This window comes from Alteromonas portus, assembly GCF_005117025.1.
GTDB classification, from domain to species: domain Bacteria; phylum Pseudomonadota; class Gammaproteobacteria; order Enterobacterales; family Alteromonadaceae; genus Alteromonas; species Alteromonas portus.
In genome coordinates this window covers 182,996-209,418 of sequence record NZ_SWCO01000010.1, presented here as the reverse complement: position 1 = coordinate 209,418, position 26,423 = coordinate 182,996, and the positions used below count along the sequence as shown (strand labels likewise).

Below are 26,423 nucleotides of genomic sequence, written 5' to 3'. Positions count from 1 at the left end.
TAAACCCAGTAATATACAACTGCGTTACATCTTTAGTATAAGACCTTGTCGACTTCGACTTTATTTCAACCCCAGACAAATGTCGCGCTTGTACTTGTGTCAGATTGTGCTTGTGGTGAATAGTAGTTAAAGCTGAGAGAACTTTCTTACTAGGTTGTGGTAAACATGATGAAGTCCATCAAGCTGCTCTCGCTCAGCGGTGCCTGCGTTAACCAGTGACTGAATGCTTTGGTCTAGCTGGAAAAGCGTTTCACGCATTTGCTGGTCGCTCACCATACTTTGCAGCCAAGTGATAGCGGCAATACGCTCGCCTTTGGTGACAGGCGTCACTTTGTGAAGACTTGATGACGGATAAAGTATGGCGCTTCCCGCATCGCATTTAACTTTTTGCTCGCCAAATCCTGTTTGTATAACAAGCTCTCCGCCTTCGTACTGGTCTTTGTCAGTAAGAAAGATAGTCATCGACATATCGCTGCGTAAAACATCGGGCGTATTAGGGATACGCATGATGGCGGCGTCTACATGATAGCCGTAGGTTTGTGACTTACTGTAGCGATTAAAGCAAGGTGGAAAAATGCGTTGGGGCAGGGCAGCAGAGATAACTTTGGGATGATTGCCCAACTTACTCAACAATAGGTTAGCAAGCTGTTGAACACGCTTGTCTTGTGCGTCCGCTTGGCCATTATTTTTGACGCCTGCAGCCATGCCCATCGCTGTGTTCTTGCCATCAACAAAAGGAACGTTAGAAAGCTGCTGACGAAACTGAGCAACTTCATTCTTTGTCAATAAGTCATCAATAATAATCATGTTTTCAACGCTTGTAAGAGTGTTTTTAATATAAAAAGACCTAGGCAGTTGTCTGCCTAGGTCATGCTAGCATTAAAATTCGTAGCTAACGGTACCTGTAATGTTGCGACCATCACCGATATACATGAAGGCGCCAGAACGGTAGGCTGCCGTCCAGTATTCTTCGTCAAATAAGTTTCCAATGTTAACACGGAAAGTCAGTGACTCTGAGTGGTAGTAGTTAGCGAATAGGTTAACCACTTGATAGTCAGGAACTACGATGGAGTACTCACCGGTTTCAGCGTTATAGCCCGCTGCAGTATCTGGTTGACCACCATACATTTCTGATTGATAGCTGTAGTCTCCACCAAAGGCGAACTTCTCATTAGGCTGGTAGCGCATTTGAACGTAGAAGCTTTCGTCTGCGAAGTTACTTAGCGCTAGGCCGATATTATCTTCGCTGTAAGATTCAAGAATCTCAGAATCCATCAATGCAGCAGACGCCTGAATGCTAAGCTTATCCGTAATATCACCGCTTAAACCGAACTCAATACCTTCTACACGGTTTTCACCAGTATTTAACGTACCTAGCGTTGAATAAGCATCACCTACACTCTCGTGTACATCACTTTTAGTAATGCGAAATAGTGCCGCGTTTGCCACAAGCTTCTCGTCAAACAGTGACCACTTAGTACCAATTTCGATGTTTTCTACCTGCTCTGGATCAGCTTGAGAAGCTTGCTCTGGCGTACCGCAGATGCCACCGTAACCACAGTTTGCGCCAAGGTCAGACTCACCGCCGTTTATATTGGTCGCCGTGCTGTAAGAAGCATAAATGTTGCCGTTTTCAGTTACATCGTAAACCAACCCTAAATGGCCGTTGTACAACTCGTCTGAGAACTCGTAAAGGTCACTAGAAGTTTGGTTGCTATAGTCGTAGCTATCTACGCGAAGACCGGCGAAAACATTAAAGTTATCGGTAAGCTCAAAAGTGTCCATTACGTACAGTGAGTAAGTTTCAATGTCGAATAGCGCATCAGCATCACCGCGGGTATAAGCTTTACCCATTAGCGAGTTGATGTTATCAACCATGTTGCCTTCGCCATCTAATAAGCAATAGCTTTCAGATACGCCACGACGCCCGCTGGTTAAGCAATTCGATGGGTTAGTGTAATCCATATTGAACACACCGTTGTCTACTGACTCGTCTGTATATTCAAAACCGAATACAAAGCGGTGATCAACGCCTGCAAAGGCAGTATCCCAGAAAAGGTTAAACTGTGTAGTTACGTAATCAACTTCCTGCCAACCTTGGTGGTTGCTTAACGATAGTGTGTATGCACCTGGGGCAGTAGGGTCTGTCGCATCACGGTTTGTACCACGCATACCCGTTGTAATGTATTCGTTTTCCGTTTTACCTACACGGGTTGCGTTGTAAAAACGCACGTTATCACTGATGTCGTACTCAGTACGCAAGGTGAATGTGGTCACTTCCGAGTTTTGGAAGTCTTCGTCTTGTGCGTATACAGGGATATCTTCTAGCGGATAACCAGCTTCGCTGTCGTAGTAGCTACCTAAATCAGGAATATCTTCAGCGTTCAGGTAATAAATATCGCCAGTAAAAGACAAGCGGTCAGTAGGCTGATTGACATATGAAAGCTGCACACCTTCGCGGTCGCGCTCGATACCCTCACGGCCTGGCTTATCTTCTGACGAGTAAAGTCCGTTTAAGCGCACCGCGCTGGTTTCAGTTAAGGTTTTGTTTAAATCGACGGTTAAACGGGTGTGCTCATCGGTACCAACAGCAGCATCAACACGGCCAAAGTTATAAGCGGTAGAGGCTTTTTTGGTGATAGAGTTAACAGCACCACCTGAAGAGCCACGGCCAGCAAAGGTTGAGCTTGGACCTTTTGTAATTTCAACACGCTCGGTTGCGAAACTTTCGCGAGTTGTCATGCCAGGGTCGCGCAGGCCATCAACAAACACATCACTACGCGCTTCGTGACCACGAATAATATAGCGGTCACCAAAAGCATTACCATTCTCACCCGTACCTAAAGTTACGCCTGCCTGTGCTTGCAGTATGTCTTTTAAGTCTGTTCTACCGCTTTCTTGAATTTGGTCTTGAGTAAGAACACTAATGGTTTGTGGTGTATCAACCAGGTCGGCTAAGCGACGAGGATCGCCAGATTTATTATAACGGTAGATAGATTGCTGTACGCCGTGAATTTTAATCAGTTCTATGGCTTCGTCAGATGCCGCTTTGCATTCAGCTGACGTTACGTCGCTGCACGTTTCTACTTCTTCCTGTGCCATTACTGCGCCACTACCAAATGCCAAAGCTGCGGCAATGGTTTGTGCGCCCATAGTTAGTTTAGTGTTTTTCATCCTGTTTCCCTTGAGTGTGTAAGGATGACGAAGTGTATGAGATTAGTAAATTTTTGTAAATGTTAATAATAAACATTCTCATTTAATATTTTTAAGGGAGATTTTAGTAAAGCTTAATTAAATTTTTCTTTATATTTCTGAGGCTTGCTGTTTTGGATAGGTTGTGTTGCGGAAAAATTCATTATGAAAAATCATCACAAACCGTATATTTAGGTGTTGCTCTTACTAATTTTTCTTGTTGGAACTTAAAGTGGCAGACTCACGGTAACGATAACGCCCGTACCATCTTCCCTGTCGTTTAATAAAAGCTGTCCTTTATGAAAAGTAGCTATGATATTTGCGATATAAAGCCCAAGTCCTAAATGAGGAGAGTGCCCGGCGTTTTGTACATCGTTTTCTTTTCTTACTGACACCATGGACTGGGTAAGCTGGTTCTTCATTCCTTTAGGAAGCAAAGGCCCTGGATTGCTTACAGATAGCAACGCGGATTTGTCGTGCTTTTCTAGTTTCACAATAATCTCATCATTGTCTTTGCTAAAGTCGACCGCGTTTGAAACAATCTTGTCGAACAGTTGAGCGATAAGTTCAGGGGAGCCGTTGATTAGTAAGCTGTTGTCAGTAGAGATAAAGGTCCACTTCCTTTGTGCATAAGCGTGCTGATAACCCTCAACACATCCATCAATCACTTTAATAATATTAAAGGTTTCTAAGTCTTCCTGTTCAATGGCCTGCTCTAATCGTGTCGCTTCACTCATACTGTTTAATATTGTGCTTAGGCGGTTCACCCCTGATTGCGCCCTCTCAACAAAAACGGATTGTTGGTCGGCGTCATTCACCTGAGTCAGCATATCCAGCGACGATTTTACCACGGCAATGGGCGTTCTAAGTTCGTGAGACAAGCGAGATGCCATGTTTTCTAAATAGGAGTTGTACTGCTGTAACCGTGAAAGCACATCCGCAAATGAACGGGATAAATCACCAATTTCATCACGCTGACTTGATACCGGCAGGGTTCCAATGATTTTGCCATTATCATCTATCACCGCTTCGGTGTTATCGCGAAGGGAGCGAATGCGGTTTGAAATTCGCGTAGCGAACAGCAGTAACCCTAATGTACCTATGGTCATCACTGCTAAAATCACGTGAAAGAGCTGTTCTAACGCCCGGTTCCGCAACGTACGAATACCGTTAGTGGTTTGCTCTACAATAACCGCACCCATAACGTTTCCTTCAATAAAAATTGGGTAGGCAGCGGAGAGTACTATGGCTTTGTTATCGGGTGACAAACGCCATAGTGAATCGGGTTGGCCATTCAGCGCCGTGCCTAAATCCTGCCCTACCAAAGCATAAGCATCGTCTAGCTCGTCAATAAAGTCGGCAGGTGGTTGGGTTAGAATTTGATAATATAGCGGAAGTAACCACTCACTTTCTATCCAATTCCAAACAGCATTGGAAGACGTTTCTTTTTCATCTACTTCAATGCCTGTGGCCGATTGAATGTCACCAGCGCGGGCGAGTACCCGCTTGTGCTTATCTACAACCCAAACCCTTGAATCTGCATATTTTAAACCTGCCAGAATACGCTCGATTTCAGGAGAAGGGGTGATAACAGTGCCTAGTTCAGCAAGTTCTTTTGTGTTCGCCGTACCTAAGGCGTACTGCTTCAATCGACTTGCCCTGTCGTCTACATCGACAATGGAAAATGCGAGGCCACCTGTGGTCATAGATAGCGGAAAGCGCAGTTCAATGTTGTAGCCCGTAGCTGTCTCTTGCCAGCGACCTTGAATAGAAAGGGCATTCTCTACTGCCCTTGTTGTCGGTGTGTTATCTGCGAGCTTGTACGCGTTTACCCAGCCACTTTCGTACGGTGCAACAACATATCTTGCTAATTCACCCTGTGGGGTTTCCATGCCCACAAGTAAGTGGTCGCCTGTCTCCACACTTAAACTATTGGGTTGCCGCCAAAGCAGCACGTCATCGCTCACTTCAAACATGGCATATAGAAATTGACCATAGCGCCCCACCATATGCTTAAACGACAAGCTGGTGGGTTCTCCCGCATAGTCATTGTAATACTCAATAACTTCGCCACTGCCATACTCACTCATTAACTCGCTGACTTGCTGCCAGTCGTTAAGTTCGCCATCAAGTCGAATGGGGGACGGGATAGGCGGCGCGTATAGATCTGTTCCTGGGCGTACGTCTTGAAGATATGCCGATTGGCGATCAAATAAAGCGGGACGCTCGTGAAGTGCAGTGGCAACAGCTCGCGCTGTGCCAATCATGGTTTGTTCTTGACCGTTTCGCAGATACTGCTCAAGCTCCCACACATAGTTATAACCCAAGTAGGGAATGGTGAATAAGAACAGCGACAGCACCATAAGCTGCAAACGAATAGAAAAGCGAAATCCCATGTTTTTAGTCGGTTGCCCTTATCATTTAATCAGACGAAACGCTGTCTTTGTCGAAAGCCAGCTACAGCTGCCAGCGATACCCCATGCCGTACACGGTGTCGATATGATCGAAGTTTGGGTCAAGCTGAACAAACTTCTTACGCATACGTTTAATATGTGAAGTAATAGTGGTGTCGTCCACTACCATTCTAGACTCATCCATGAGCTGTTGGCGACTTTTCACATGACCAGGGCGCTTAATGAGCGCATGCAGCATCCAAAACTCTGTGACCGTTAATAAAACGGGCTGGTTCTGCCAGCTTACCGTCATTCTCGACACGTCTACTTTTAAGTCGCCTACTTTTAGCTCATCTTTTTGCTCTGAGGGAGCAGCAAGTAAGTCTGTACGCCTGAACAAGGCCGCAATGCGTGCTAGCAGGTGAGCCATGCTGATATCTTTAGTCAGGTAGTCGTCCGCGCCCATTCTAAGGCCGCTGATAGTGTCTACATCGTTATCTCGTGCAGTAAAAAAGATGATAGGTAGGGTTTGTGACAGGCCTCGCAGTTGCTGGCACAGCATAAAGCCCCCCTCAATTTCATCTTTCAAACCAATATCGATAATGGCTAAGTCGGGTAAGGTGTGGTTAAACGCTTCAGCAGCAGAAGGCCTGTCCTCATAGGCATTCACGCTATAGCCTTGCGCTTTAAGCGCCATAATGTAATTTTCGCGAATGGCCGCGTCATCTTCCACTAATGCAATTGTCTTTGGCATACATTAACCCGCAAATATTATTCTGATAGAACGCACACTATACCTATGATTGGCAGCTATTGCCTAAGTTCGGCATAAAATCCTCAAGCCTGCCTCATTTACGCCATATTTGAGGAGCGCATCGTGAACTTTAACCTTGAGACAGACCCCCACAACGTCCCGAAGCGCGGATTAATATAAAGCTCGGCGAGCAGCTTAACGTGCTAAATCTAAGGGCACGCTAAATCACCACCACATTTCCACAATTACGCGCTTTTTCTGCCATGAATAACGGGTTTAATAGCATTTGTCCGTCGAGTTTAGCGCACGGCTTTTTTTAAGTGCTAAACAAGTGAGGCGGATTGCTCTGTAGAGCCATTTCTGCATTCCCACGCTTTGCTAGGTAACTTGCCAGCGCCTTCTAAGCGGGCAATTATCTATGCAGACCGGTATTAAGCTACCCTTTGCGCTGCGTGCTACCCCAACGGTACGCGGCGCTTTTTTGTTGGGGTTGAAAAACGGTGTTTCCGCTCTCATTTAGAAGACGAAAGTTTAAACTGTTTAAAGTAACCACTAAACGCGAGTGTATTCATTTAATAGCATGAACTAGGTTACACTTCGTTGGTTGTACGTTGTTAGCGACAGCTAACTGCATCTCACTAAAGTTAATTAGGGCGTGCTGACCTTTGGTTTGCATCAAAGGTCAATACGTCTTAGCGATCACACTCTCACTACGGGCAAATCATGAAAGCGTTGGACATTAAAGGGTTAACCAAAACCTACAAAGGTGGCGTACAGGCACTAAAAGGCGTCGACCTTACAGTACAAGAAGGAGACTTCTTTGCATTACTTGGCCCAAATGGGGCGGGTAAATCTACCACCATTGGTATTATCAGTTCACTCGTTAATCAAACTACGGGCAGTGTTTCGGTGTTTGGTTACGACCTTACAACGCAAAAAGAGCAAGCTAAAGCCTGCATTGGTCTGGTGCCACAAGAGTTCAACTTCAACCAGTTTGAAACTGTACTTCAAATTGTATTGAATCAGGCAGGTTACTACGGCGTACCTCGCAGTATCGCGAAAGAGCGCGCTAAAAAATACCTTGCTCAGCTTGACCTGTGGGAAAAACGCGATGCCCGCGCGCGTGAGCTATCGGGTGGTATGAAGCGAAGACTGATGATTGCTCGAGCACTCATGCATGAGCCGAAATTGCTTATTTTAGATGAGCCAACCGCGGGCGTAGATATTGAGATTCGCCGCTCAATGTGGGGTTTTTTGGAAGAAATTAATCGTCAGGGAATTACCATCATCCTCACTACCCACTATCTTGAAGAAGCAGAGATGCTGTGTCGCAATATAGCCATTATTAACAAGGGCACCATTGTCGAGAACACCAGCATGAAAGCTTTATTGTCTAAATTAAGTCTAGAAACCTTTGTATTGGATATCAAAATTCCAGATGGTGTGTCGAATACGGATAACCTGCTAACGGGCTTTGAACACCGTGTGATTGACGACCACACCCTTGAAGTTGATGTTGAGAAAACGGAAGGGTTGAACCCGGTTTTCACACAGCTAAGTGAAAAGGGTATTCAAGTAATGAGCATGCGCAATAAATCAAATCGCCTTGAAGAGCTATTTGTGCGTTTAGTTGAATCAGCGAAGCAAGCTGGCTAAACCCATAGCAGGTGAAGAACATGAAAACTGAAAGTACACAAATGAACACAGAAGAAAATGTGGGTTGGTTTAAGCAAAACTATGTGGCGCTAACCACTATTTGGATAAAAGAATGCACGCGCTTTTTGCGCATATGGGTACAAACCCTTGTGCCGCCGGCTATTACAATGAGTTTGTACTTCGTCATATTCGGTAGCCTCATCGGCAACCGAATTGGCGAAATGGGCGGCTTTACTTACATGGAGTTTATTGTGCCCGGCCTTATTATGATGTCGGTGATCACAAACTCCTACGCCAACGTGTCTTCTTCATTTTTTAGTGCTAAGTTTCAGCGCAACATTGAAGAGCTGTTGGTATCACCAGTACCCACTTCGGTCATCATTCTTGGGTATGTGGGCGGCGGCGTGGCCCGCGCCATACTTATAGGTATTATCGTTACCTTGGTGTCGCTGTTTTTCGTTGATGTACAAATACATAACTTGGGTATTATTGCGCTAACGTTGTTACTAACTTCTACCCTGTTTGCAACTGCAGGCTTGATCAATGCGGTATTTGCGAAAACCTTTGATGATATTAGCGTGGTGCCAACGTTTGTATTAACACCGTTAACTTACTTAGGTGGCGTGTTTTATTCCTTATCGCTACTGCCTGAATTTTGGCAATGGGTAAGTAAAGCAAACCCTGTTGTGTATATGGTTAACGGGTTTCGTTATGGCTTCTTGGGGGTCTCTGACGTAAACGTAACCTTATCGCTTACTTTATTAGTAGGCTTTAACGCGCTGCTATTCAGTGTTGCCTACTATTTGCTTAAAACCGGTAAAGGTATTCGTAGCTAATGGCCAGCGGTAATTCTAGAGAAATCACAACATCACAGGTAGGTATTCACGATAAGTTAGACGACTTAGTGAAAAAGTACCAAGCGAGTGAAAATAAGCGACCTATTAGCGACCATACACAAGCCGCGTTTGATGATGTCAGCGCGTGGCTTGATGGCTTTAGCGGCGAGATCATTTTAGATTCATGCTGCGGCGTTGGCGAAAGTACGGCGAATATTGCAAGAGCAAACCCTAATGCGCGCGTTATCGGTGTCGATAAGTCGGCGCTGCGGGTGGATAAACATGATCATTACAGTGCACAGCAAGACAACTATCGGGTTATTCGTGCCGATGTGAACGACTTTTGGCGCTTAGTAAAGCAGTCTAATTGGAACGTGACTCAGCACTTTTTGCTGTATCCCAATCCGTACCCTAAAAAGACCCAAGTTCAAAAGCGCTGGCATGGTAGTGCAGCCATGGTAGACCTGATGGCCATCACCCCCAATATTGAGGTGCGTAGTAACTGGCTTATTTATCTAATGGAATTTGCACAAGCGGCTAAACATTACGGCATGGTGTCAGATTTATCTGAAGTCACCGGCGATGATCACATGACGCCGTTTGAGCGAAAGTACCGAGGGAGTGGTCAATCGTGCTGGCAGCTTAACTGCCGTAGTGAAGAAAGCTGAGCTTTCTATAACACCAAGGACTGCAGGAAATTGATAATAGCGGGGCGAGATAAAGATCTCGCTCCGTATCTTTTGAACTCATTGTAGTTAGCCCATTAATGGCGTGCCGTGGCAGGTCGCACATTCGCCATGGGCGGGCTAAACACATACCCCTGTGCGTAACGAATGGGCAGGCGTTTTACGCGTTCTAAATGCGCCTCATCTTCAACATGTTCTGCAATTGTGCTTACACCGTGGCGTTCACACAGCGAAAGCAAATAATCTACATATTCTCTCACTGCTTCTTGCTCGTCGTAGTGTTTAATTAACCCGCCGGCCAGCTTTATTCCGCGAACTGGTAGGTTCATCAACGCACGTATGTTTCCAGGGCAAGAGCCAACGTTGTCAATGAATACGCCAAGGCCAGCGTGCATACTTTTTTCAATAAACGCAGTAAGGTTTTTGGGGTTAGACAAAGCAGTAGATGCGCTGACTTCAATGCTTACTCGCTCGGGGGTAGGGTAACTTGCTAAGTGGGTGATGAGCGTATTAGTCAACTCCTGGTTATACAAATCTTTAGCAGTAACATTGATATTCCAAGGGATATTTACATCGTGAAAGTAACTGGCACATTGCACAAACATACTCGCCGCAAGCGTGTTTACATGCTGCTCTCGCTCAATAAGATAAAGAAACTCGCTGGGAAGAAAAGTTTTATCCCCTCGAGTAATAAGACGCGCCAAGCACTCGTACCGCCATACACCGTGACTGTTTAAATCTACAATGGGTTGAAAGTACGGAACAATATCTTCTATGGAGAAATCCTCGGATATTTCGCGTATGGGCATAAACCGACCTCCTTGCAATTGTGTATCTAATAGTGACCGAAACGCTTTCTGCACCTACACTTGATAGGTATAGAAGGGGACACATCGACACTATTCATAAATTAAATATAGTTGAGAGTGCAAAATTTTGCGGTACTAATTCAAAAGAAGTATGGTTTGGTGTTAATGCTTGTGACACAGAGTAAATAGGCTTTTTGCATAACCCCATTATTCTTAAAAATTGACTAACTAGTCTGAATGTTTTGCACAAGTCACTGAATTGGCTGTTTCTGCCTCTTGGCGAGCATTACAATCTGATGTAAAGTGCGACACCCTGAAAGTATTGTGATAAGTTTTCAGGTTTGGCAACGAATGGACCGCGTCAACGCGCAATAGCCCTGCCGATATATCGTTAACTAATATTAGGTATATCGGTCAAACAGCCCCACTCAATATCGTAAGATAGATGTGTTGCATGCTAATTGGCTAAAAGGAAAAGTAAGTGTCAGGCCGGTGTCCTACTAAACCGCCTGTTGATTTCGCCCAATAAACGTAAGCGAAATGTGTGATTGTTTTAAGTATGAGGTGTGTTGAGTGGGTGAAGCGCAAGTTAGTTTAGAGCACCTGTTTAGGGTCTTTACCAAACCTGAACACAAAGACTCAAAGCTGGCTCAAATAGAGCAGCATTTATCTGACAATATCTTAGATTTTTTGTCGCAGCATGTTGTGACAAAGAAGACGTCGTTAGAAGAAATTGAAAAAGACTTTTCAGACTCCAAAGTGCCTGAGTCACCTGAGTTTGTTTCTACTCATGCTGAAAGCTTGCTCGATAAGCTCGTTGCGCACTCTGTAAATACTTACTCGCCAACGTTTATCGGTCACATGACCTCTGCGCTGCCTTATTTTCACCTGCCGCTTTCTAAGTTGATGGTAGGCCTTAATCAAAACCTGGTTAAGATTGAAACATCTAAAGCTTTCACGCCACTAGAACGTCAAGTACTGGGAATGATGCACAACCTTGTGTACGACCAGCCTCAGGGGTTTTATGACAATCATCTACACAGTGCGGCCCATTCATTAGGGGCATTTTGCTCTGGTGGTACCATTGCCAATATTACCGCGTTATGGGTGGCTCGCAATAAACTACTTGGTCCACAAAAAGGGTTTTCTGGCGTGGCTAAAGCCGGTCTTGCTGCTGCCTATCGCCACTACGGCATTAATAATTTAGGGGTGATGTGTAGCAAGCGCGGCCATTACTCGCTTTCAAAGGCTGTGGATGTATTGGGATTAGGTCGCGAGCAACTGTTAACTGTGCCTGCACCGAAACAAACCCTCGACCCAGCGAAAGCCCTTCGCATTGGTAAACGCTATCAAGAGGAAGGCAATAAGCTTCTTGCTATCGTTGGCGTGGGCGGCACCACCGAAACAGGGCACGTAGACCCGCTAGACGAGCTTGCTGACGTAGCCGAAGAGTTGGGGTGCTGGTTCCATGTGGATGCAGCTTGGGGCGGCGCAACGCTATTCTCAGCGCGTTATCGCGACAGACTAAAAGGTATTGAGCGAGCTGACTCTGTCACCATTGATGCACACAAACAAATGTATGTGCCCATGGGCGCGGGTATGGCGCTTTTCAAAGACCCACAAAATGCCAATGCGGTAAGGCATCACGCCCAGTATATACTGCGTGCGGGCTCTAAAGATTTAGGTGCTACCACGCTGGAAGGCTCTCGTAACGGTATGGCCATGATGGTGTATTCGGCGCTGCATATATTCGGTCGAAAAGGGTATGAACTGCTTATTGATCGCAGCATTGATAAAGCCAAAGACTTTGCGCAGATGATTGATAAAGCCCAAGACTTTGAATTGACGACCACACCCATTCTATCACTGTTGACCTATCGCGTTTGTCCCGCTGAGGTGCAGGAAAAGCTGAAGCATGTGAATGCTAAAACCCGCAATGCCATTAATGAGAAAATTGATGCCCTTGTTGTTGCGGTACAAAAGCAGCAGCGTGAGGCAGGTAAGTCTTTTGTGTCTCGTACTCGCCTAGAAGCTCCTGATTACCCTTCCCAGTGTATTACTGTATTTCGCGTAGTGTTAGCGAATCCGCTGACTAGCCATAACGACCTGGCAGCAATTTTGGCTGAGCAACACTTAATTGCGAAAGAGACGCAGGCATGGAAAGAGCTAATGGATTTTGTTCGCGAAACAGAAACCGTTGCGTCTTAACAGCGGACTCTAAAAGCTGACGTTAACAGCAACACACAAAAAAACGCCCGATACAGGCTCTGTTTAGGAGCATTGCATCGGGCGTTTTCTTTTGTAGTTCGAAATTATCCACAAGGATTGGTATTACGCTTAATCTCGCGTAATTTGCATATTATCAATTAAGCGCGTCTTGCCCATAAACATAGCAACAAGCAGAACTAATTCTTTGTCGCTGTCGCTAGCCGGTTCAAAGGTGGCGGCGTTAACTACCTGACAGTAGTCCTTCTTAAAGCCTTTCGCTTCAAGGTTACTGACCATAATGTTTTCAAGCTCAACAAAGTTGGTGTTACCACTTTCTATACCCGCTTTTAAGCGCTGCATTTCTGCAAAAATAGCACTCGCCGTCGCTTTTTCTGCGTCTGTCAGGTAGCCATTTCTAGAGCTCATTGCCAGGCCTGACGTTTCGCGCTCAGTAGGCACCCCGTGAACTTTCACTGCCATTGATAAATCGCGAGCCAAAGCGCGAATAACTTGTAGCTGTTGGAAGTCTTTTTCACCAAAAAACGCATCGTCTGGCTGTACCATGTTGAAAAGCTTGGTGACTACGGTAGCGACACCGCGAAAATGGCCTGGACGACTTGCCCCACAATGAGAGTCGGAAATACCGGGTACTTCAACGAATGTCTGCGCATCCAGACCTGCTGGATACATTTCTGCAACGCTAGGAAGAAACACGGCATCTGCACCCACAGAAATAAGCTTAGCTTTGTCTTCTTCAATGGTACGTGGATAAGCGTCTAAATCTTCATTCGCACCAAACTGCATGGGGTTAACAAAAATGCTAACTACCACTTTGTCGTTGTGCGCTTTCGCTTTTTTTACTAGTTTAAGATGACCATCGTGCAGGTTGCCCATAGTCGGTACAAAACCCACGGTTTCACCATTACGTCGCCACGTATTTACGGTGTCGCGCAATGCCGAAATACTATCAATCACCTTCATAATTTACCTCGTTACTCGAAGCTATGCTCTGCCGATGGAAACGCACCGCTTTGCACATCTTCAATATATTTTGATACGGCTTTGCGCATATCGCCAGTTTCCACTAGGTAGTTCTTTGAAAACTTCGGCATGTAGTTCGCGCTGATGCCGAACATGTCGTGCATCACCAAAATTTGACCGTCGGTATCTTTGCCTGCTCCAATACCGATTACCGGTATGGTTAGCGCTTCGCTAACCGCTTTGCCTAGCGATGAAGGCACGCACTCAAGCACCAATAACTGAATACCCGCTTCTTCCAGCGCTTTCGCTTCACTTAACAGTTTTTCAGCTTGGCTCGCTTCGCGGCCTTGCACTTTAAACCCACCGAATACGTGCACTGACTGAGGCGTTAAGCCTAAATGGCCACACACAGGTACGCCGCGCAGGTTCAAGCCTTTTATGGTGTCGCATAACCAGCTTCCGCCTTCCATCTTAACCATGCTTGCACCTGCAGCCATGAGTTTTGCTGCATTGGCGTAGGTTTGCTCCGGTGTGGCATAAGACATAAACGGCATATCGGCCAACACGAAGGCGCGTTCAGTGCCGCGACGCACACTTTTCGTGTGGTAGGCTATGTCATCGATGGTTACCGGTAGGGTGTCGTCTTCACCTTGAAGAACCATGCCTAAAGAGTCGCCAATAAGAAGGGCGTCAACGCCTTGTTCGTCGAACATTTTGGCGAAGCTGGCGTCGTAAGCGGTTAAAGAGGTGATCTTTTCCCCGGCCTGCTTTTTCTTAAGCAAGCCCGATACAGTTACTTTCTTCATGACATGTCTCAGATTGATATTGTTGATATCGTGTGGCGAACTATACGGATTTTGCCGCTAATTGGAAGAGCGCAGACGACGAAGTCCGTCTAAGGAGCAGTTAGCGACCCACGCTGATATGGGTTTGCCGTCGTGCATAACCATATTGGGCGCAATTTCAAACAACGGCACCATAACGAACTCACGCTCTGCCATGCCGTAATGGGGAATGATTAAGTCTGCGGTGTCGATGGTTTCGCTGCCGTACAACAAAATATCCAAATCCAACGTGCGCGGTCCCCAGCGCTCACCTTTGCGCTCGCGACCTTCTTCCAGCTCAATGCGTTGCAGCTGCTTCAATAAGCCGTGTGGCTTTAACGAGGTCTCTATTAAGCATACCGCGTTAATATAGTCAGGTTGGTCTTGCGGCCCCATCGGTTTACTAGAATAAAGTGAAGAGGTTTTAAGTACGCGGGTGTCTTCTATTTGGCGAATAGCATCAAACGCGCGCTGTGCTTTTCCTTGGCTATCGCCAAGGTTGCTACCTACACCAATGTACACATGCTCTTTATGCATCAGGACCTCGTTTCGCTGGTTTACGCTTGCGCTTACGCGGGGCACCTTTTGCGCCGCCTTCGCTTTTGCGAAGGGCGTTAAGCATACCTTTCTGCTTACCGTTGTCAGCGTGCTGGAAGTGAGTCCACCACTGAGCTAGCTCTAATAGATCGCCACCTTCAATTTGGCCACGGGCAAGCAAAAAGTCATAGCCAGCTCTAAATTTAGGGTGCGTAAGTAATTGAAAGGCGCGACGACCAAAGCGTTTTGGTAGACGCTGCTGTAAAATCCAGATGTCTCGTACCACGGTAGAAAAGCGTTTCGGGATCATAATACGCTGCGTCTGACGTGCGATTACCTCGCCTGATGCAATATTAAATGCATCGTGAGCGTTTAAGCCAGACTCGCTTTGTAAGCGTTGTGACTGCTCTTCAACCGGGTACCACAGTAGCGCGGCGTAGAGGAACGCTGGTGTCACACGCTGATCGTTATTAATACGCTCATCGGTATTAGAAAGTACGCGACGTACAAACTGCATTTCTCGGCTGTTTTCATCTTTTAAAAACGGCGTTAGCTGAGGGAATAATGGCTCTATTAAGCCGTATTCGTGCAGCATTAAGAAAGTTTCTTCACCCTTACCCGACAAAAACAGTTTAAGGGTTTCTTCAAACAAGCGCGCAGGTGGAATGTTCTGTAAAAGGTTGGCCAAAGATTTAATTGGCGCAGCGGTTTTCGCTTCTATGCGCATGCCAAGCTTAACGGCAAAGCGCACTGCACGCAGCATGCGTACTGGATCTTCACGGTAGCGTGTTTCCGGGTCGCCAATAAGCTCAACTTCTCGTTTTTCTATAGCGGCTAAGCCATTCGCGAAGTCTTTTACCGTAAAGTCGGCCACACTGTAATACATGGCGTTAAAGGTAAAATCACGGCGCTCAGCATCTTCTTCAATGGTGCCAAATACGTTGTCGCGAACTAATTGTCCGTGAGCATCACGCTTTGCAACCGCTTTGCCTTTAGGAAGGTTTTCGTCTTCGTCTGACTCTTGGTGATGCCCGCGGAACGTGGCTACTTCAATGATTTCGCGGCCAAATACAATATGGGCTAAGCGAAAGCGCCTGCCTATAAGGCGGCAATTTCTGAACAAGCCTTTAATCTGTTCAGGTGTGGCGTTCGTCACCACATCGAAATCTTTTGGTTCGTGACCCATCAAAATGTCGCGTACACAGCCCCCTACCAAATAGGATTCGAAGCCAGCTCCATTAAGGCGATACATTACTTTCAATGCATTTGCGCTTACGTCTTCGCGAGATATACCGTGTTCTCCACGGGTCATAGTCCTTGGCTTCAAAGCGTTAGGAGACGAACTCTCTTTTGAAAAAGCGCGCTTAACAGATTTAAAAACACGATGAATGATGATGGTATCTCCGCAGACTATAAAGGTTCGCTATAATAAGTGGATTCATGCTGTGGAACAATAATTTCGGGTGTTTTCACTACTTTTTTCCTATCCCACATTGAAATAGCCGTCTTAAGCGCTGAATCAATATCATCAAATTCTGACGCACTTGGAAAGGAAAAACCCAAAAAGTGCATCACACGCACAATATTGCAAAGCGCTATTTCGTTTTTAACCGGCGCTGCACGGTTTTGTTTACTTAGTTTTCTGCCAGGTGCCACAGCCGCTACCGGCACGTGACCGTATTCAGGGGGAGTGTAACCCAGCGTGCGGTATACTGCGCTCTGTAATGGCGTCACGTCAATTAAATCGCAGCCTCTAATAACATGGTTAACCTGTTGAAATACGTCATCTAAAATGACCACAAGGTTATATGAAAACAAGCCATCTCGTCGTTTCAGCACCACGTCTTCGGCTATTAAATCAGCGTTTGAACTAAAGGGCATAACTTTGCCCATAAGCACGTCATTAAAGGCTTCAAGTTGCGTATCTACTTTTAAGCGAACGGCACAGTCCTGTGTAGCTGAGTGCGCTGGCTCAGTCCGACAGTGGCCGTTATAAACACCGCCCATGGCCTTAATTTGTTTACGTGTGCAGGTACAAAAATAGGCTTTTTCTTGTGTAAGCAAGTCATCGAGAACCGCTTGATAGCGGGCATGTTGTTGGCTTTGATAGATGACGTCGCCGTCCCATTGCAGGCCGTGGGCTTCTAACGTGGTGAGTATGTCTTTATCGACACCTTTAATACAGCGAGGCTCGTCTATATCTTCCATGCGAAGCAGCCATTTTCCGCTATGGCTCTTAGCATCCAGGTAGCTGGCAACAGCGGTAACTAACGAACCGAAATGGAGTTGGCCTGATGGAGAGGGAGCAAAACGCCCTACATAGTGATTATGCATAATAAAGGCTTAACAAAAAGCCCCATCTTTTCGGGATGAGGCTTTCTATATCAACTAATCGAGGTGTGTAACTTAACCTTGAAGTTGCTTTTCTTTAATTTCAGCCATGGTCTTACAGTCGATACACAAATCTGCTGTAGGACGCGCTTCTAAGCGACGAATACCAATTTCGATACCGCATGAATCGCAGAAGCCGAAATCATCTTCTTCAATTCGCTTAAGCGTTTTTTCAATTTTCTTTATTAGCTTACGCTCACGATCACGTGTACGTAACTCAAGGCTGAACTCTTCTTCTTGAGCTGCACGGTCTACAGGATCAGGGAAGTTTGCTGCTTCATCCTTCATGTGCGTTACCGTACGATCAACTTCTTCACGAAGCTGGTTGCGCCATGCTTTAAGCAATAGACGGAAGTGCTCCATTTGGGGCTCGCCCATGTACTCTTCGTCAGCTTTAGGCTCATACGGCTGTAAACCTGCCAGCGCTAATAGTCCTAGGGATTTTGTTTCTTTTCCTGTTGGCATCTGCCACATCTCCTACACTACGACATCCATCTTGTCCTGATTGGACCGATATCTATATCAGACTCGACAACTTCAGGCAATCAATCGTGTCTATGTAATTATTATGCTGGTGTATTGCATTCATAAATTAGCCAGGTGTTTGTCATTTAACTTGCTGGCTACCAGCAAACGCATTAGTGCGTTCTCCCACTAAAACAAGGCGCAAATATGAAGACGAATTGAAAAAAATCAACCTATTTTTTACGAAATCAAAGGGAGTGTTTGATTTAATAGGATTTTTTGTTCGTCTATTATACAGCTTGCCGCTAAAACCCTTACACCAGCGTTAGCGGCAATCTTTACGCTTTCTGCATAAGTTGGATCAATATGTTCAGCCACTTGAACGCTTTCTATTGCGGTATGCTGAACGCAAAATAACAAGCTTGTTTTTATGCCGCTTTGCGCTAACCGAGCAAGCTCCAAGCAGTGCTTCGCGCCGCGTTGAGTGACTGCATCGGGAAAGAACCCTTTATTCTTGTCAGCTAAGGTGACGGATTTAACTTCCATATACTCAGTAACACTCTGATGTTCTTCATTTTTACGTGTTAACGCAAAGTCGAATCGGCTATTGGCGGTTGGAGGTGTTACTTCTGCTTTCCAATTGGTTATATCTGAAAATTCACTCAGCACCTTGTTATCTAGCGCTTCCGCCACCAGTTTATTAGCATTGTGCGTATTAATGCCGATGAAGTGACCGTCGAAGGTTTGGGCTAGCTCCCATGTATACTTAAGCTTTCGATTAGGGTTGGTAGACTCACTTAAAAAAACGGTGTAACCCGGTTCAGCACAGCCAGTCATAGCACCGGTATTAGGGCAGTGTGCGGTTACAATGGTACCGTCGTCTAACTCAACATCGGCAAGAAATCGCTTGTACCTTTTTATTAGGGTGCCGCGTAATAAGGAAGGTGAAAACTTCATGTGTCGCCTTTTTTCTGAATGTAGGTGAAAACACACTGGTGTATTTCACATGAATTATATATGTGCTTATGAACGAGCACTTATAGCGTATGCGCTTAGCGAACAAAGCGTATGCAGTGAGCGTACTACAAGCGCATTAAATAAAGCGCCAAAGAGTAACAAACATTTGTGCAAGCGCAAAAAGCGCTTAGCAATAATATAACGATGTAATAAGGGATAAAACGCGATGGCAGAATTTACCGTTAGCCTTTCTAGAAACAGTGCTGAAGCAGTGTGGGGCGAGAGTGCTAAGCTTTCTTTCACTGAATCAGGTGCAATTATTCACCTGCCTGACGACAAGCTTAATGAGCGTTTAATCCAGCAAGCGGCAAGAAAGCTAGATGGCTTAAGCCTGCCAGCAGTCACGCTAAGCGGTGATTGGCACAAAGAACAGCAGTGGGCCTTTGCACTTAGCTTCACGCGCGCACGCAAACCAGCATCAATAAAATGGGCCGAAACGGCTGACAAAGAAGCGCTAGAGCAAGAATATTCGGCGTTATTATTTACCCGTCAGTTGGTAAACGAAACGCCGGAAGACTTAAGCCCAGAAACCTTGGCAACCCGCGCGGCACAGTGGCTTAAGTCACTAGGTGGTGACAAGGTCACTTACTCAATGACGGTAGGTGAAGACCTTAAAGAGCAGGGCTGGATTGGCATTTACAATGTAGGCCGAGGAAGTGAACGTCCGCCTGCAATGCTGGTACTTGATTACAACCCAACAGGTAATGCAGATGCGCCCGTTGATGCTGTGCTAGTTGGAAAAGGCATCACGTTCGACAGCGGTGGCTACAGCATTAAATCAAGCGAAGGCATGTTAGATATGAAATGTGACATGGGCGGCGCAGCGACGGTAACTGGCGCATTAGGGTTATCTATTTCTCAAGGCAGTGAAAAGCGTATTCAGCTTATTTTGTGCTGTGCAGAAAACCTCATTAGCGGTCACGCATATAAGCTGGGTGATGTACTTACTTACAAAAACGGGGTAACCGTTGAAGTGGTTAACACCGATGCCGAAGGACGTTTAGTACTAGCTGATGGGCTGATGGCGGCAACTGAGACGGGCGCACCGCTAATTATTGATGCGGCAACGTTAACCGGTGCTGCAGTAGTTGCACTGGGTTCTGACTACCACGGCGTATTCTCGTTAGATGATAATGCCCGCGAACAAATGCTTAAAGCAGCAAAAGCAGAGAACGAACGTTTCTGGCCACTACCTCTTGAAGATTTTCACGCAGAGCGCTGCCCGTCGGCATTCGCTGACACAGCAAATAGTCGCCCGATGAAAGGTGGCGGCGGTGGCGGTGCGTCAAACGCTGCGGGCTTCTTGTCTCGCTTTGTTAAGCCAGAAGGCTGGGTACATTTAGATTTAGCTGCGGCCTACCATGGCGGGGCAACATCAGAAATGCCGGTAGGGGCTACAGCGAAAGGCATTCGCTCAATTGCGAGAATGCTAAAAGACTTTAGTGCATAAAAAAGCAGCCCTTGGTGGTGTAAATGGCCGTCGAACGCTGCTTGTTTTTTACTTCAACTTTTACGACATTCCCCAATCGCGTTTTATACAACGTGATTGCGCAGCTTAATAGCGAGTAGCGTTACTGGAACTCACGTAGTTCTGCGCTAAGGATAAAAAGGCGTGATTTTGCAAAAAAATCACGCCTTTCTTATGTGAATTAGATGCCGCCTAAGCGCTCGGCCAAGGTTTTATAGCGTTCAACATCGCCGCTATCGAAAAGTGGATTACCGTCGGTGTCTTTATCTTTCGAAACCAAAAGGCTTTCGCGCTCAAGACGCTCTACGCGTACCTCTTGAACCCCTAAAAATGCAGCCACTTCTTTAACTGTCATCAAACTCATTGCAATTTTTCCTATTCTGATTGTTATAGTTATTGTTTTGTATTAACAAGGCCTCTGCTTTGGAGAAAGCTGAACTTCTTTTATCATTACACCAGAAGCGCTGTTCCTATGACATTACCTAAAAGGCGAACAAAATTCCAAGCAACTGGTTAAGTTAGATAGTTGCGCCTGGTGTAACCTCTACAAGAAACATCGTATATGTTACTGTTTCCTGCAACTACCTAATGCTGCTCTCTACTGTTTTAGTTAAGCTTATTTTTTCTTTTTTTCGAGTATTTTTAGCGATTCTTTTGTTTTGCCACCTAGATATGGCGCCACTATAGCTGCGGTAACACGCCACAATCATGAATATCTAAAGTCTCGCTGAGTGGGTAACCATTTATACAGACTGGTATAACCGAGATAAAGAATAGCCACAGAATGTTAAAAGGTGTTTTTAACTCTCATCGCTTGGTTTACCATTGCGCGCCAAAACCATCTTTCAGCATGCATCTTGAGTTATACTCTTGGGTTTATGCTTAAACTGAGTTCACGCTCTTCATCGGAGACAGATAATAAATGGATACTTGGTCCGCTGCCGTCATGCTTTTTCTGATCATGGATCCTCTCGGTAATCTGCCGGTTTTCATGTCGGTGCTTAAATCGATTGAGCCGAAACGACGCCAATTTATTCTCATCCGTGAGCTGTTATTCGCTCTTGGTATTTTATTTTTATTTCTATTTAGCGGCCAATCAGTGCTCAACTTTTTAAATGTGGAGCAGGAAACCGTAAGCATTGCCGGAGGAATAATTTTATTTCTTATCGCGCTTAAGATGATATTTCCATCGTCTGGTAATCCAAGTGGACTCGCGGTGGGGGAAGAGCCTTTCTTAGTGCCCCTTGCTATTCCTATGATAGCTGGCCCTTCAACGCTAGCAGCATTAATTCTGCTAGCTAATCAAGCACCAGACAGAATGGTGGACTGGTCGATTGCGCTTGCTGCGTCGTGGTCTATTAGCGCAGTGATCTTATTATTCTCAAATGTATTCCATAAAATTTTAGGGGAACGTGGCCTAGTTGCGATGGAGCGATTAATGGGTATGATCCTTGTTATGATCGCCATCCAAATGCTTCTTGATGGCGTTACCAAATATTTCATGCATGCCACTGGAGCCCTTTAAATGGCAAAGCAAAAACTTAATACCTTTGGGCGTGTTCGCGCCTTGGAAGGCTGGAAAGCCGTTGCATTCGGTGCGGCGTTATTAGAACGAATGTTGCCCAACTACACGCTTTTTTGCGAATTGACAGAAAGCGGCGACGCAAGTGCACTGCGCAACTGTTTAAACTTAGTGTGGGAAACGCTGAAGTCTCCTAAAAGTAAATTTAATATTGCTGTACAGCTAGAGAAAGTGGAAGTTGCTACGCCCGACACCAGCGAACACGACAATTACGGCGTTTATCCGGCCATTGATGCGGCGATTGGGTTAGCCGGGCTTCTTAACTTGATGGCTGGAGATGATCCACAAGGTGCGGTGGTGATCAGTAAATTGTCTCAAGGCAGTGTTGAAGCCTATTTACTAGAAAGTGAAGAGGCGGACGACGAGACCGTAAAAGAGCACCCATTGATGGCGTTTGAAGTTGAGGTACAAAACGAACTGCTTGATTATGTTGAGCAAGCTAAGTACCCAGCGAAAGCGGCAGATGAGATGAAAGCCCTTGCCTTGGAAGCTGGTATCTCAAATATTGGTCTTGAACTTCAATAAATTTACGATGTGAGATTAGCCTAGCTAGAACCATTGCTAGGCTTCGTGCATGTACGTGTAGTTCATGCGCTTTTTCTTCTGGCGCTTTTTGTTTTGCATACCGTTTGTTTAGTCAAAACTCACAGCGAATTCAAGCTCAACTGCGCTACTTCAATTAGCTTACCTCAATTAACATATAGCGCAGCGCACTCGTTTGCTTGTCTTTAATAATCTGCCAATGGTCGGGAAGAGCGGGTGTTGCCAGCGTACTCTCGTGCTCTATGTATACCACGCTACCGTTTTGAACAAGTTTGTTGTCTTCTAACGCAGCTAGCGTAGGCGCGACTAATGATTTTGCAAATGGCGGGTCGACGAAGACAATGTCGTAAGGTGTTGTGCTAATACCGCTTAGAATACCGAGTGCATCACCTTGATGGACAGCAGCCGATGCCTGGTCGTTTGCTTTTAGCAACGTAAGATTGCTTTTAAGTTGACTTGCCGCTTGTTTATCGAGTTCTATAAAATCGCAATGTGCGGCATAGCGAGACAATGCTTCTAAGCCCAAACCACCAGAACCCGCAAATACATCTAAGCAGCGTGCATCGTTGATAAAAGGCATCAACCAGTTAAATAAGGTTTCTTTATTTCTATCTGTGGTTGGGCGCAATCCTTCTGCATTAAGTACGGGTAACTTTCTACCACGCCATTGACCACCAATAATGCGTATTTGCCCAGGGCTATTTGCGCCCTTTATTTTCCCATTTTTTGGTGAAAGACGTTTTTTTGCAGAAGATGGTGCCCGAGTAGGGCGAGAAACTCGCTTCATAGTGGCTGACAATGGTATCATGCGTTCATACATTAGGCGGCAAGTGTAGCCGAATTTGCTAAGAATTTATAAGGATTTGTCCTAACGATGTCGAAACTTTTTGGCTGGTTCAATAAGAACAAGAAAGCAGAGAAACAAAAAGCCCAAGCGGAAGAAGAAGCCCGCTTAAAGGCAGAGGCTGAAGCTAAGGCGAAAGCACAAGCCGAAGAAGAGGCTCGCGCTAAGGCAGAGGCTGAAGCACAGGCGAAAGCGCAAGCGGAAGAAGAAGCCCGATTAAAGGCAGAGGCTGAAGCTAAGGCGAAAGCACAAGAGGAAGCAGAAGCTCGTGCTAAGGCAGAGGCTGAAGCACAGGCGAAAACCCAAGCGGAAGAAGAAGCCCGCGCTAAGGTAGAAGCTGAAGCCCAAGCAAAAGCGCAAGCGGAAGAAGAAGCTCGTGCTAAGGCAGAGGCTGAAGCTAAGGCGAAAGCGCAAGCGGAAGAAGAGGCACGCGCTAAGGCAGAGGCTGAAGCTAAGGCGAAAGCCCAAGCAAAAGCCCAAGTGGAAGAAGAAGCCCGCGCTAAGGCAAAGGCTGAAGAAAAGCCGAAAGAGAAAAAGTCGCTATTTGCGCGTTTGAAAGAAAGCCTATCTCGTACAAAAGAGAACCTAGGCAGTGGTATTGTTAGCCTATTTAAAGGTAAAACCATTGATGACGAGCTGTATGAAGACCTTGAAACACAGCTTTTAGTCGCTGATGTGGGCATGGATACCACGCAAAAAATTATCGATCACCTAACTGATAGTGCTTCTCGTAAAGACCTTAAAGATGCAGAGGCCTTGCTGGACATCATGAAGCAGCAAATGTCGGGTATGTTGTCTCAAGTGAATCAGCCTCTTTCAGAAGTGATGCAGGCGCATGATTCAAGTGAAGGCCCGTTCGTTATCTTAATGGTTGGCGTAAATGGTGTAGGTAAAACCACGACTATTGGTAAGCTTGCAAAGCAGTTCCAGCAGGAAGGCAAGAAAGTGATGCTTGCTGCGGGTGATACATTTAGAGCTGCAGCAGTTGAACAGCTTCAAGTGTGGGGCGAGCGCAACGATATTCCAGTTATCGCTCAGCACACGGGTGCTGACAGTGCGTCGGTTCTTTATGATGCGCTAGAAGCCGCTAAATCGCGCGGCACCGATATCCTTATTGCCGACACGGCAGGGCGCTTGCAGAACAAGAACAACTTGATGGAAGAGCTTAAGAAAGTGGTTCGCGTAATGAAGAAGATTAATCCAAACGCGCCTCACGAAGTTATGCTTACACTAGACGCTGGGACTGGGCAAAACGCTATCAGTCAAGCCAAGCTGTTTAATGAAGCCGTGGGCCTAACAGGCATTACGCTCACCAAACTAGACGGCACAGCAAAAGGCGGTGTTATATTCTCTATTGCCGATAAGTTTAAAATTCCTATAAGGTATATAGGTGTTGGCGAAAGCATCGATGACTTACGCCAGTTCGACGGACAAGAATTTATTGATGCGTTGTTTAGCGAAATGGACACACCTGAAAGCTAAAACCAGTAAAGCGGTAGGGAAAAATAATGATAAAGTTTGAGCAGGTAAGCAAAACCTATCCGGGCGGGCAACGCGCGCTTAGCAAGGTGAATTTTCACATTGCACCGGGCGAAATGGCCTTTTTAACAGGGCATTCTGGTGCTGGGAAAAGTACCCTGCTTAAACTTATCAGTATTATGGAGCGCCCAACCGTGGGGCGGGTTCTGATTAACGGTCACGACCTTAATACTATTACACGTCGAGATATTGCCTACATTCGTCGCGATATCGGTATGATATTTCAAAGTCATCAGCTGTTAATGGATAAATCGGTTTTTGACAATGTGGCTTTACCTCTTGTCATCGAAGGGTACACCCATAAAGAAATTCGCAAACGGGTAGAAGCCGCCCTTGAAATGGTCGGCCTTAGAGACAAAGCTCGTTGCCTGCCTATTACGCTCTCTGGTGGGGAACAACAACGAGTGGGTATTGCGCGAGCGGTCGTGAATAAACCACCGTTACTTCTAGCGGACGAGCCAACGGGTAACCTCGACCCCAAACTTTCTATGGAAATTATTCGTCTATTTGAAGACTTCAATCAAGCGGGCGTGTCGGTGCTCATCGCGACCCACGATTTAGGGCTAATTGCTCGTATGCGTTATCGCACACTTACCCTTAAAAATGGTCAAATGATCACAGATGGCCTTACCGACGATCTTGACGGCGCAAGTTCGGGTAACCGTGAAGGAGCGTGGTCATGAGTATTTTGTTCAAAGGTCGTGCACAGGGTGCGTCATCAGCGAAAGTTGGCGTTGTTCAAACCATTCTCATGTTTTTCGTCAGCCATGTCCGACAAGCCTTATCTAGTCTAGGTGAATTGTGGCGACAACCACTAGCGTCGCTAATGACCATTGGTGTACTGGGGCTAAGTATTACCTTGCCCAGTACTTTGTATATTATGGTTAAGAATACCGAGAAAATTACTGCTGGTTGGGATCAGGCATCGGAGATTTCCCTTTTTTTAAAGCCGAATATTAATGCAGCAAGCTCACAGCAGCTGGTTGCCAGATTGAATACCTGGTCTGAAATAGACAGTGTAGTTTACATTCCTGCCGACGATGCGCTTAAAGAGTTTCAGCATTTGTCTGGACTTGGAGATGCCATTGCGTATTTAGAGAAAAATCCGCTACCAGATGTTGTACTTGTTACGCCGAATGAAAGGCATGCGTCACCCACAGCGGCCAAGGCACTGTTAGACAAGCTACGTCAGCAACGAGAGGTAGACATAGGCAAGCTTGATATTGAGTGGTTAGAGCGTTTGTATGCGGTTATTGATATCGCGAGGGATCTAGTCACCTTAATTGGCCTACTATTGTTTATTGCTGTGGTACTCATCATCGGAAACACTATCCGTTTAAACATTCTCAATAAGTACGATGAAATTGTGGTAATGAAGCTTGTAGGGGCTACCGATGCATTTATTCATCGTCCTTTCCTATATACAGGTTTCTGGTATGGCTTGTTGGGCGGTTTAATGGCGTGGCTTGCCGTAATCATTATTCTTTGGTGGATGGACAGCAGCATAACGACGTTTGCCGCTATGTATCAAAAAGAGTTCAACATTACAGGTCTAACAGGTTCAGCGTTGCTAACAATGCTAGGGCTTTCTGTTTTGCTTGGGCTACTCGGTTCACTTATCTCTGTACAGCGACATGTGAGAGAAATAGAACCTAAATAAGTGTCGCAGACCTTGGGTTTACTATACGCGTGTTGGCG

The 26,423-nt window shown here is 45.9% G+C and carries 24 protein-coding genes; 10 read left to right on the top strand and 14 right to left on the bottom strand.

Going from position 1 to position 26,423, the window contains the following annotated elements; all coding sequences use genetic code 11:
• Positions 1 to 126 precede the first annotated feature (126 nt).
• The 4 genes from E5672_RS17645 to pdsR form a co-directional block, all read right to left on the bottom strand.
• A complete protein-coding gene (locus tag E5672_RS17645; RefSeq protein WP_136783426.1) occupies positions 127 to 807 on the bottom strand; it encodes a Fe2+-dependent dioxygenase in 681 nt (226 codons plus the stop codon).
• 72 nt (positions 808 to 879) lie between these two features.
• Complete coding sequence (locus tag E5672_RS17640; RefSeq protein WP_136783425.1) at positions 880 to 3,174, bottom strand: TonB-dependent receptor; 2,295 nt, start codon at positions 3,172 to 3,174, stop codon at positions 880 to 882.
• A 245-nt stretch (positions 3,175 to 3,419) separates the two neighbouring features.
• Positions 3,420 to 5,588 carry a proteobacterial dedicated sortase system histidine kinase gene (gene pdsS / locus E5672_RS17635; RefSeq protein ID WP_136783424.1) on the bottom strand — a complete coding sequence of 723 codons (2,169 nt, stop codon included), beginning with the start codon at positions 5,586 to 5,588 and terminating at the stop codon, positions 3,420 to 3,422.
• 61 nt (positions 5,589 to 5,649) lie between these two features.
• Complete coding sequence (pdsR, locus tag E5672_RS17630) at positions 5,650 to 6,339, bottom strand: proteobacterial dedicated sortase system response regulator (RefSeq protein WP_049588993.1); 690 nt, start codon at positions 6,337 to 6,339, stop codon at positions 5,650 to 5,652.
• A gap of 723 nt (positions 6,340 to 7,062) precedes the next feature.
• Here pdsR and E5672_RS17625 point away from each other — a divergent pair.
• The 3 genes from E5672_RS17625 to trmB are packed head-to-tail and all read left to right on the top strand — an operon-like array spanning position 7,063 to position 9,499.
• Complete coding sequence (locus E5672_RS17625; protein WP_136783423.1) at positions 7,063 to 7,995, top strand: ABC transporter ATP-binding protein; 933 nt, start codon at positions 7,063 to 7,065, stop codon at positions 7,993 to 7,995.
• A 20-nt stretch (positions 7,996 to 8,015) separates the two neighbouring features.
• Positions 8,016 to 8,831, top strand: coding sequence for an ABC transporter permease (locus tag E5672_RS17620; protein ID WP_205676508.1), 816 nt, complete (start codon positions 8,016 to 8,018; stop codon positions 8,829 to 8,831).
• Positions 8,831 to 9,499, top strand: a complete 669-nt coding sequence (gene trmB / locus E5672_RS17615) for a tRNA (guanine(46)-N(7))-methyltransferase TrmB (RefSeq protein ID WP_136783422.1) — start codon at positions 8,831 to 8,833, stop codon at positions 9,497 to 9,499. The genes E5672_RS17620 and trmB overlap by 1 nt, the downstream gene beginning before the upstream one ends.
• Before the next feature lie 95 nt (positions 9,500 to 9,594).
• Here the strand turns inward: trmB and E5672_RS17610 are convergent, their stop codons facing one another.
• Entirely contained in the window at positions 9,595 to 10,326 is a 732-nt protein-coding gene (locus E5672_RS17610) for an EAL domain-containing protein (protein ID WP_136783421.1), read from the bottom strand.
• 573 nt (positions 10,327 to 10,899) lie between these two features.
• Here E5672_RS17610 and panP point away from each other — a divergent pair.
• Positions 10,900 to 12,534, top strand: a complete 1,635-nt coding sequence (gene panP, locus E5672_RS17605; RefSeq protein ID WP_136783420.1) for a pyridoxal-dependent aspartate 1-decarboxylase PanP — start codon at positions 10,900 to 10,902, stop codon at positions 12,532 to 12,534.
• 129 nt (positions 12,535 to 12,663) lie between these two features.
• Here the strand turns inward: panP and panC are convergent, their stop codons facing one another.
• From panC to sfsA, 7 genes are all read right to left on the bottom strand, one after another.
• A complete protein-coding gene (gene panC, locus E5672_RS17600) occupies positions 12,664 to 13,515 on the bottom strand; it encodes a pantoate--beta-alanine ligase (protein WP_136783419.1) in 852 nt (283 codons plus the stop codon).
• Positions 13,516 to 13,526: 11 nt separating this feature from the next.
• Positions 13,527 to 14,321: a 3-methyl-2-oxobutanoate hydroxymethyltransferase gene (panB, locus tag E5672_RS17595; RefSeq protein ID WP_014977593.1), complete on the bottom strand. Its 795-nt coding sequence runs from the start codon at positions 14,319 to 14,321 to the stop codon at positions 13,527 to 13,529.
• A 57-nt stretch (positions 14,322 to 14,378) separates the two neighbouring features.
• Positions 14,379 to 14,876, bottom strand: coding sequence for a 2-amino-4-hydroxy-6-hydroxymethyldihydropteridine diphosphokinase (folK, locus tag E5672_RS17590; protein WP_136783418.1), 498 nt, complete (start codon positions 14,874 to 14,876; stop codon positions 14,379 to 14,381).
• Complete coding sequence (gene pcnB / locus E5672_RS17585) at positions 14,869 to 16,188, bottom strand: polynucleotide adenylyltransferase PcnB (protein WP_136783417.1); 1,320 nt, start codon at positions 16,186 to 16,188, stop codon at positions 14,869 to 14,871. The genes folK and pcnB overlap by 8 nt, the downstream gene beginning before the upstream one ends.
• A 98-nt stretch (positions 16,189 to 16,286) precedes the next feature.
• Entirely contained in the window at positions 16,287 to 17,210 is a 924-nt protein-coding gene (gluQRS, locus tag E5672_RS17580) for a tRNA glutamyl-Q(34) synthetase GluQRS (RefSeq protein ID WP_136783416.1), read from the bottom strand.
• A 72-nt stretch (positions 17,211 to 17,282) separates the two neighbouring features.
• A complete protein-coding gene (gene dksA / locus E5672_RS17575) occupies positions 17,283 to 17,732 on the bottom strand; it encodes an RNA polymerase-binding protein DksA (RefSeq protein WP_025257553.1) in 450 nt (149 codons plus the stop codon).
• A 240-nt stretch (positions 17,733 to 17,972) separates the two neighbouring features.
• A complete protein-coding gene (sfsA, locus tag E5672_RS17570; RefSeq protein ID WP_136783415.1) occupies positions 17,973 to 18,689 on the bottom strand; it encodes a DNA/RNA nuclease SfsA in 717 nt (238 codons plus the stop codon).
• 226 nt (positions 18,690 to 18,915) lie between these two features.
• Between sfsA and pepB the strand changes: the two genes are divergently transcribed.
• A complete protein-coding gene (gene pepB / locus E5672_RS17565) occupies positions 18,916 to 20,199 on the top strand; it encodes an aminopeptidase PepB (protein WP_136783414.1) in 1,284 nt (427 codons plus the stop codon).
• A 199-nt stretch (positions 20,200 to 20,398) separates the two neighbouring features.
• Here pepB and E5672_RS17560 read toward each other — a convergent pair whose 3' ends face one another.
• Positions 20,399 to 20,581: a hypothetical protein gene (locus E5672_RS17560; RefSeq protein ID WP_014950994.1), complete on the bottom strand. Its 183-nt coding sequence runs from the start codon at positions 20,579 to 20,581 to the stop codon at positions 20,399 to 20,401.
• Positions 20,582 to 21,139: 558 nt separating this feature from the next.
• Between E5672_RS17560 and E5672_RS17555 the strand changes: the two genes are divergently transcribed.
• Together E5672_RS17555 and E5672_RS17550 are read left to right on the top strand one after the other, a co-directional pair.
• Entirely contained in the window at positions 21,140 to 21,742 is a 603-nt protein-coding gene (locus tag E5672_RS17555) for a YhgN family NAAT transporter (RefSeq protein ID WP_025257557.1), read from the top strand.
• The gene (locus tag E5672_RS17550; RefSeq protein WP_039217981.1) at positions 21,743 to 22,324 is read left to right on the top strand and encodes a YjaG family protein; all 582 of its coding nucleotides are present in this window, start codon (positions 21,743 to 21,745) and stop codon (positions 22,322 to 22,324) included.
• Between the two features lie 154 nt (positions 22,325 to 22,478).
• Here E5672_RS17550 and rsmD read toward each other — a convergent pair whose 3' ends face one another.
• Positions 22,479 to 23,150 (bottom strand): 16S rRNA (guanine(966)-N(2))-methyltransferase RsmD, encoded by a 672-nt coding sequence (gene rsmD / locus E5672_RS17545; protein ID WP_136783413.1) that lies wholly within the window; start codon positions 23,148 to 23,150, stop codon positions 22,479 to 22,481.
• 66 nt (positions 23,151 to 23,216) lie between these two features.
• Here rsmD and ftsY point away from each other — a divergent pair, with 66 nt between their 5' ends.
• Genes ftsY through ftsX form a run of 3 tightly spaced genes read left to right on the top strand, consistent with a single transcriptional unit; the run spans position 23,217 to position 26,385 of the window.
• Complete coding sequence (gene ftsY / locus E5672_RS17540) at positions 23,217 to 24,668, top strand: signal recognition particle-docking protein FtsY (RefSeq protein WP_136783412.1); 1,452 nt, start codon at positions 23,217 to 23,219, stop codon at positions 24,666 to 24,668.
• A gap of 26 nt (positions 24,669 to 24,694) precedes the next feature.
• Positions 24,695 to 25,408: a cell division ATP-binding protein FtsE gene (ftsE, locus tag E5672_RS17535; protein ID WP_136783411.1), complete on the top strand. Its 714-nt coding sequence runs from the start codon at positions 24,695 to 24,697 to the stop codon at positions 25,406 to 25,408.
• Complete coding sequence (gene ftsX, locus E5672_RS17530) at positions 25,405 to 26,385, top strand: permease-like cell division protein FtsX (RefSeq protein ID WP_136783410.1); 981 nt, start codon at positions 25,405 to 25,407, stop codon at positions 26,383 to 26,385. Before ftsE ends, ftsX begins: the two co-directional genes overlap by 4 nt.
• Positions 26,386 to 26,423 lie beyond the last annotated feature (38 nt).

What these genes read in the sequence shown, in the direction of transcription:
- ftsE (WP_136783411.1), top strand. Translation starts at nt 24,695, where the DNA reads ATGATAAAGTTTGAGCAGGTAAGCAAAACCTATCCGGGCGGGCAACGC.
- E5672_RS17620 (WP_205676508.1), top strand. Translation starts at nt 8,016, where the DNA reads ATGAAAACTGAAAGTACACAAATGAACACAGAAGAAAATGTGGGTTGG.
- trmB (WP_136783422.1), top strand. Translation starts at nt 8,831, where the DNA reads ATGGCCAGCGGTAATTCTAGAGAAATCACAACATCACAGGTAGGTATT.
- pdsR (WP_049588993.1), bottom strand. Translation starts at nt 6,339, where the DNA reads ATGCCAAAGACAATTGCATTAGTGGAAGATGACGCGGCCATTCGCGAA.
- pepB (WP_136783414.1), top strand. Translation starts at nt 18,916, where the DNA reads ATGGCAGAATTTACCGTTAGCCTTTCTAGAAACAGTGCTGAAGCAGTG.
- ftsX (WP_136783410.1), top strand. Translation starts at nt 25,405, where the DNA reads ATGAGTATTTTGTTCAAAGGTCGTGCACAGGGTGCGTCATCAGCGAAA.
- panB (WP_014977593.1), bottom strand. Translation starts at nt 14,321, where the DNA reads ATGAAGAAAGTAACTGTATCGGGCTTGCTTAAGAAAAAGCAGGCCGGG.
- gluQRS (WP_136783416.1), bottom strand. Translation starts at nt 17,210, where the DNA reads ATGCATAATCACTATGTAGGGCGTTTTGCTCCCTCTCCATCAGGCCAA.
- E5672_RS17550 (WP_039217981.1), top strand. Translation starts at nt 21,743, where the DNA reads ATGGCAAAGCAAAAACTTAATACCTTTGGGCGTGTTCGCGCCTTGGAA.
- folK (WP_136783418.1), bottom strand. Translation starts at nt 14,876, where the DNA reads ATGCATAAAGAGCATGTGTACATTGGTGTAGGTAGCAACCTTGGCGAT.
- pdsS (WP_136783424.1), bottom strand. Translation starts at nt 5,588, where the DNA reads ATGGGATTTCGCTTTTCTATTCGTTTGCAGCTTATGGTGCTGTCGCTG.
- sfsA (WP_136783415.1), bottom strand. Translation starts at nt 18,689, where the DNA reads ATGAAGTTTTCACCTTCCTTATTACGCGGCACCCTAATAAAAAGGTAC.
- E5672_RS17640 (WP_136783425.1), bottom strand. Translation starts at nt 3,174, where the DNA reads ATGAAAAACACTAAACTAACTATGGGCGCACAAACCATTGCCGCAGCT.
- rsmD (WP_136783413.1), bottom strand. Translation starts at nt 23,150, where the DNA reads ATGATACCATTGTCAGCCACTATGAAGCGAGTTTCTCGCCCTACTCGG.
- ftsY (WP_136783412.1), top strand. Translation starts at nt 23,217, where the DNA reads ATGTCGAAACTTTTTGGCTGGTTCAATAAGAACAAGAAAGCAGAGAAA.
- E5672_RS17645 (WP_136783426.1), bottom strand. Translation starts at nt 807, where the DNA reads ATGATTATTATTGATGACTTATTGACAAAGAATGAAGTTGCTCAGTTT.
- pcnB (WP_136783417.1), bottom strand. Translation starts at nt 16,188, where the DNA reads ATGACCCGTGGAGAACACGGTATATCTCGCGAAGACGTAAGCGCAAAT.
- E5672_RS17560 (WP_014950994.1), bottom strand. Translation starts at nt 20,581, where the DNA reads ATGAGTTTGATGACAGTTAAAGAAGTGGCTGCATTTTTAGGGGTTCAA.
- E5672_RS17610 (WP_136783421.1), bottom strand. Translation starts at nt 10,326, where the DNA reads ATGCCCATACGCGAAATATCCGAGGATTTCTCCATAGAAGATATTGTT.
- E5672_RS17625 (WP_136783423.1), top strand. Translation starts at nt 7,063, where the DNA reads ATGAAAGCGTTGGACATTAAAGGGTTAACCAAAACCTACAAAGGTGGC.
- dksA (WP_025257553.1), bottom strand. Translation starts at nt 17,732, where the DNA reads ATGCCAACAGGAAAAGAAACAAAATCCCTAGGACTATTAGCGCTGGCA.
- panC (WP_136783419.1), bottom strand. Translation starts at nt 13,515, where the DNA reads ATGAAGGTGATTGATAGTATTTCGGCATTGCGCGACACCGTAAATACG.
- E5672_RS17555 (WP_025257557.1), top strand. Translation starts at nt 21,140, where the DNA reads ATGGATACTTGGTCCGCTGCCGTCATGCTTTTTCTGATCATGGATCCT.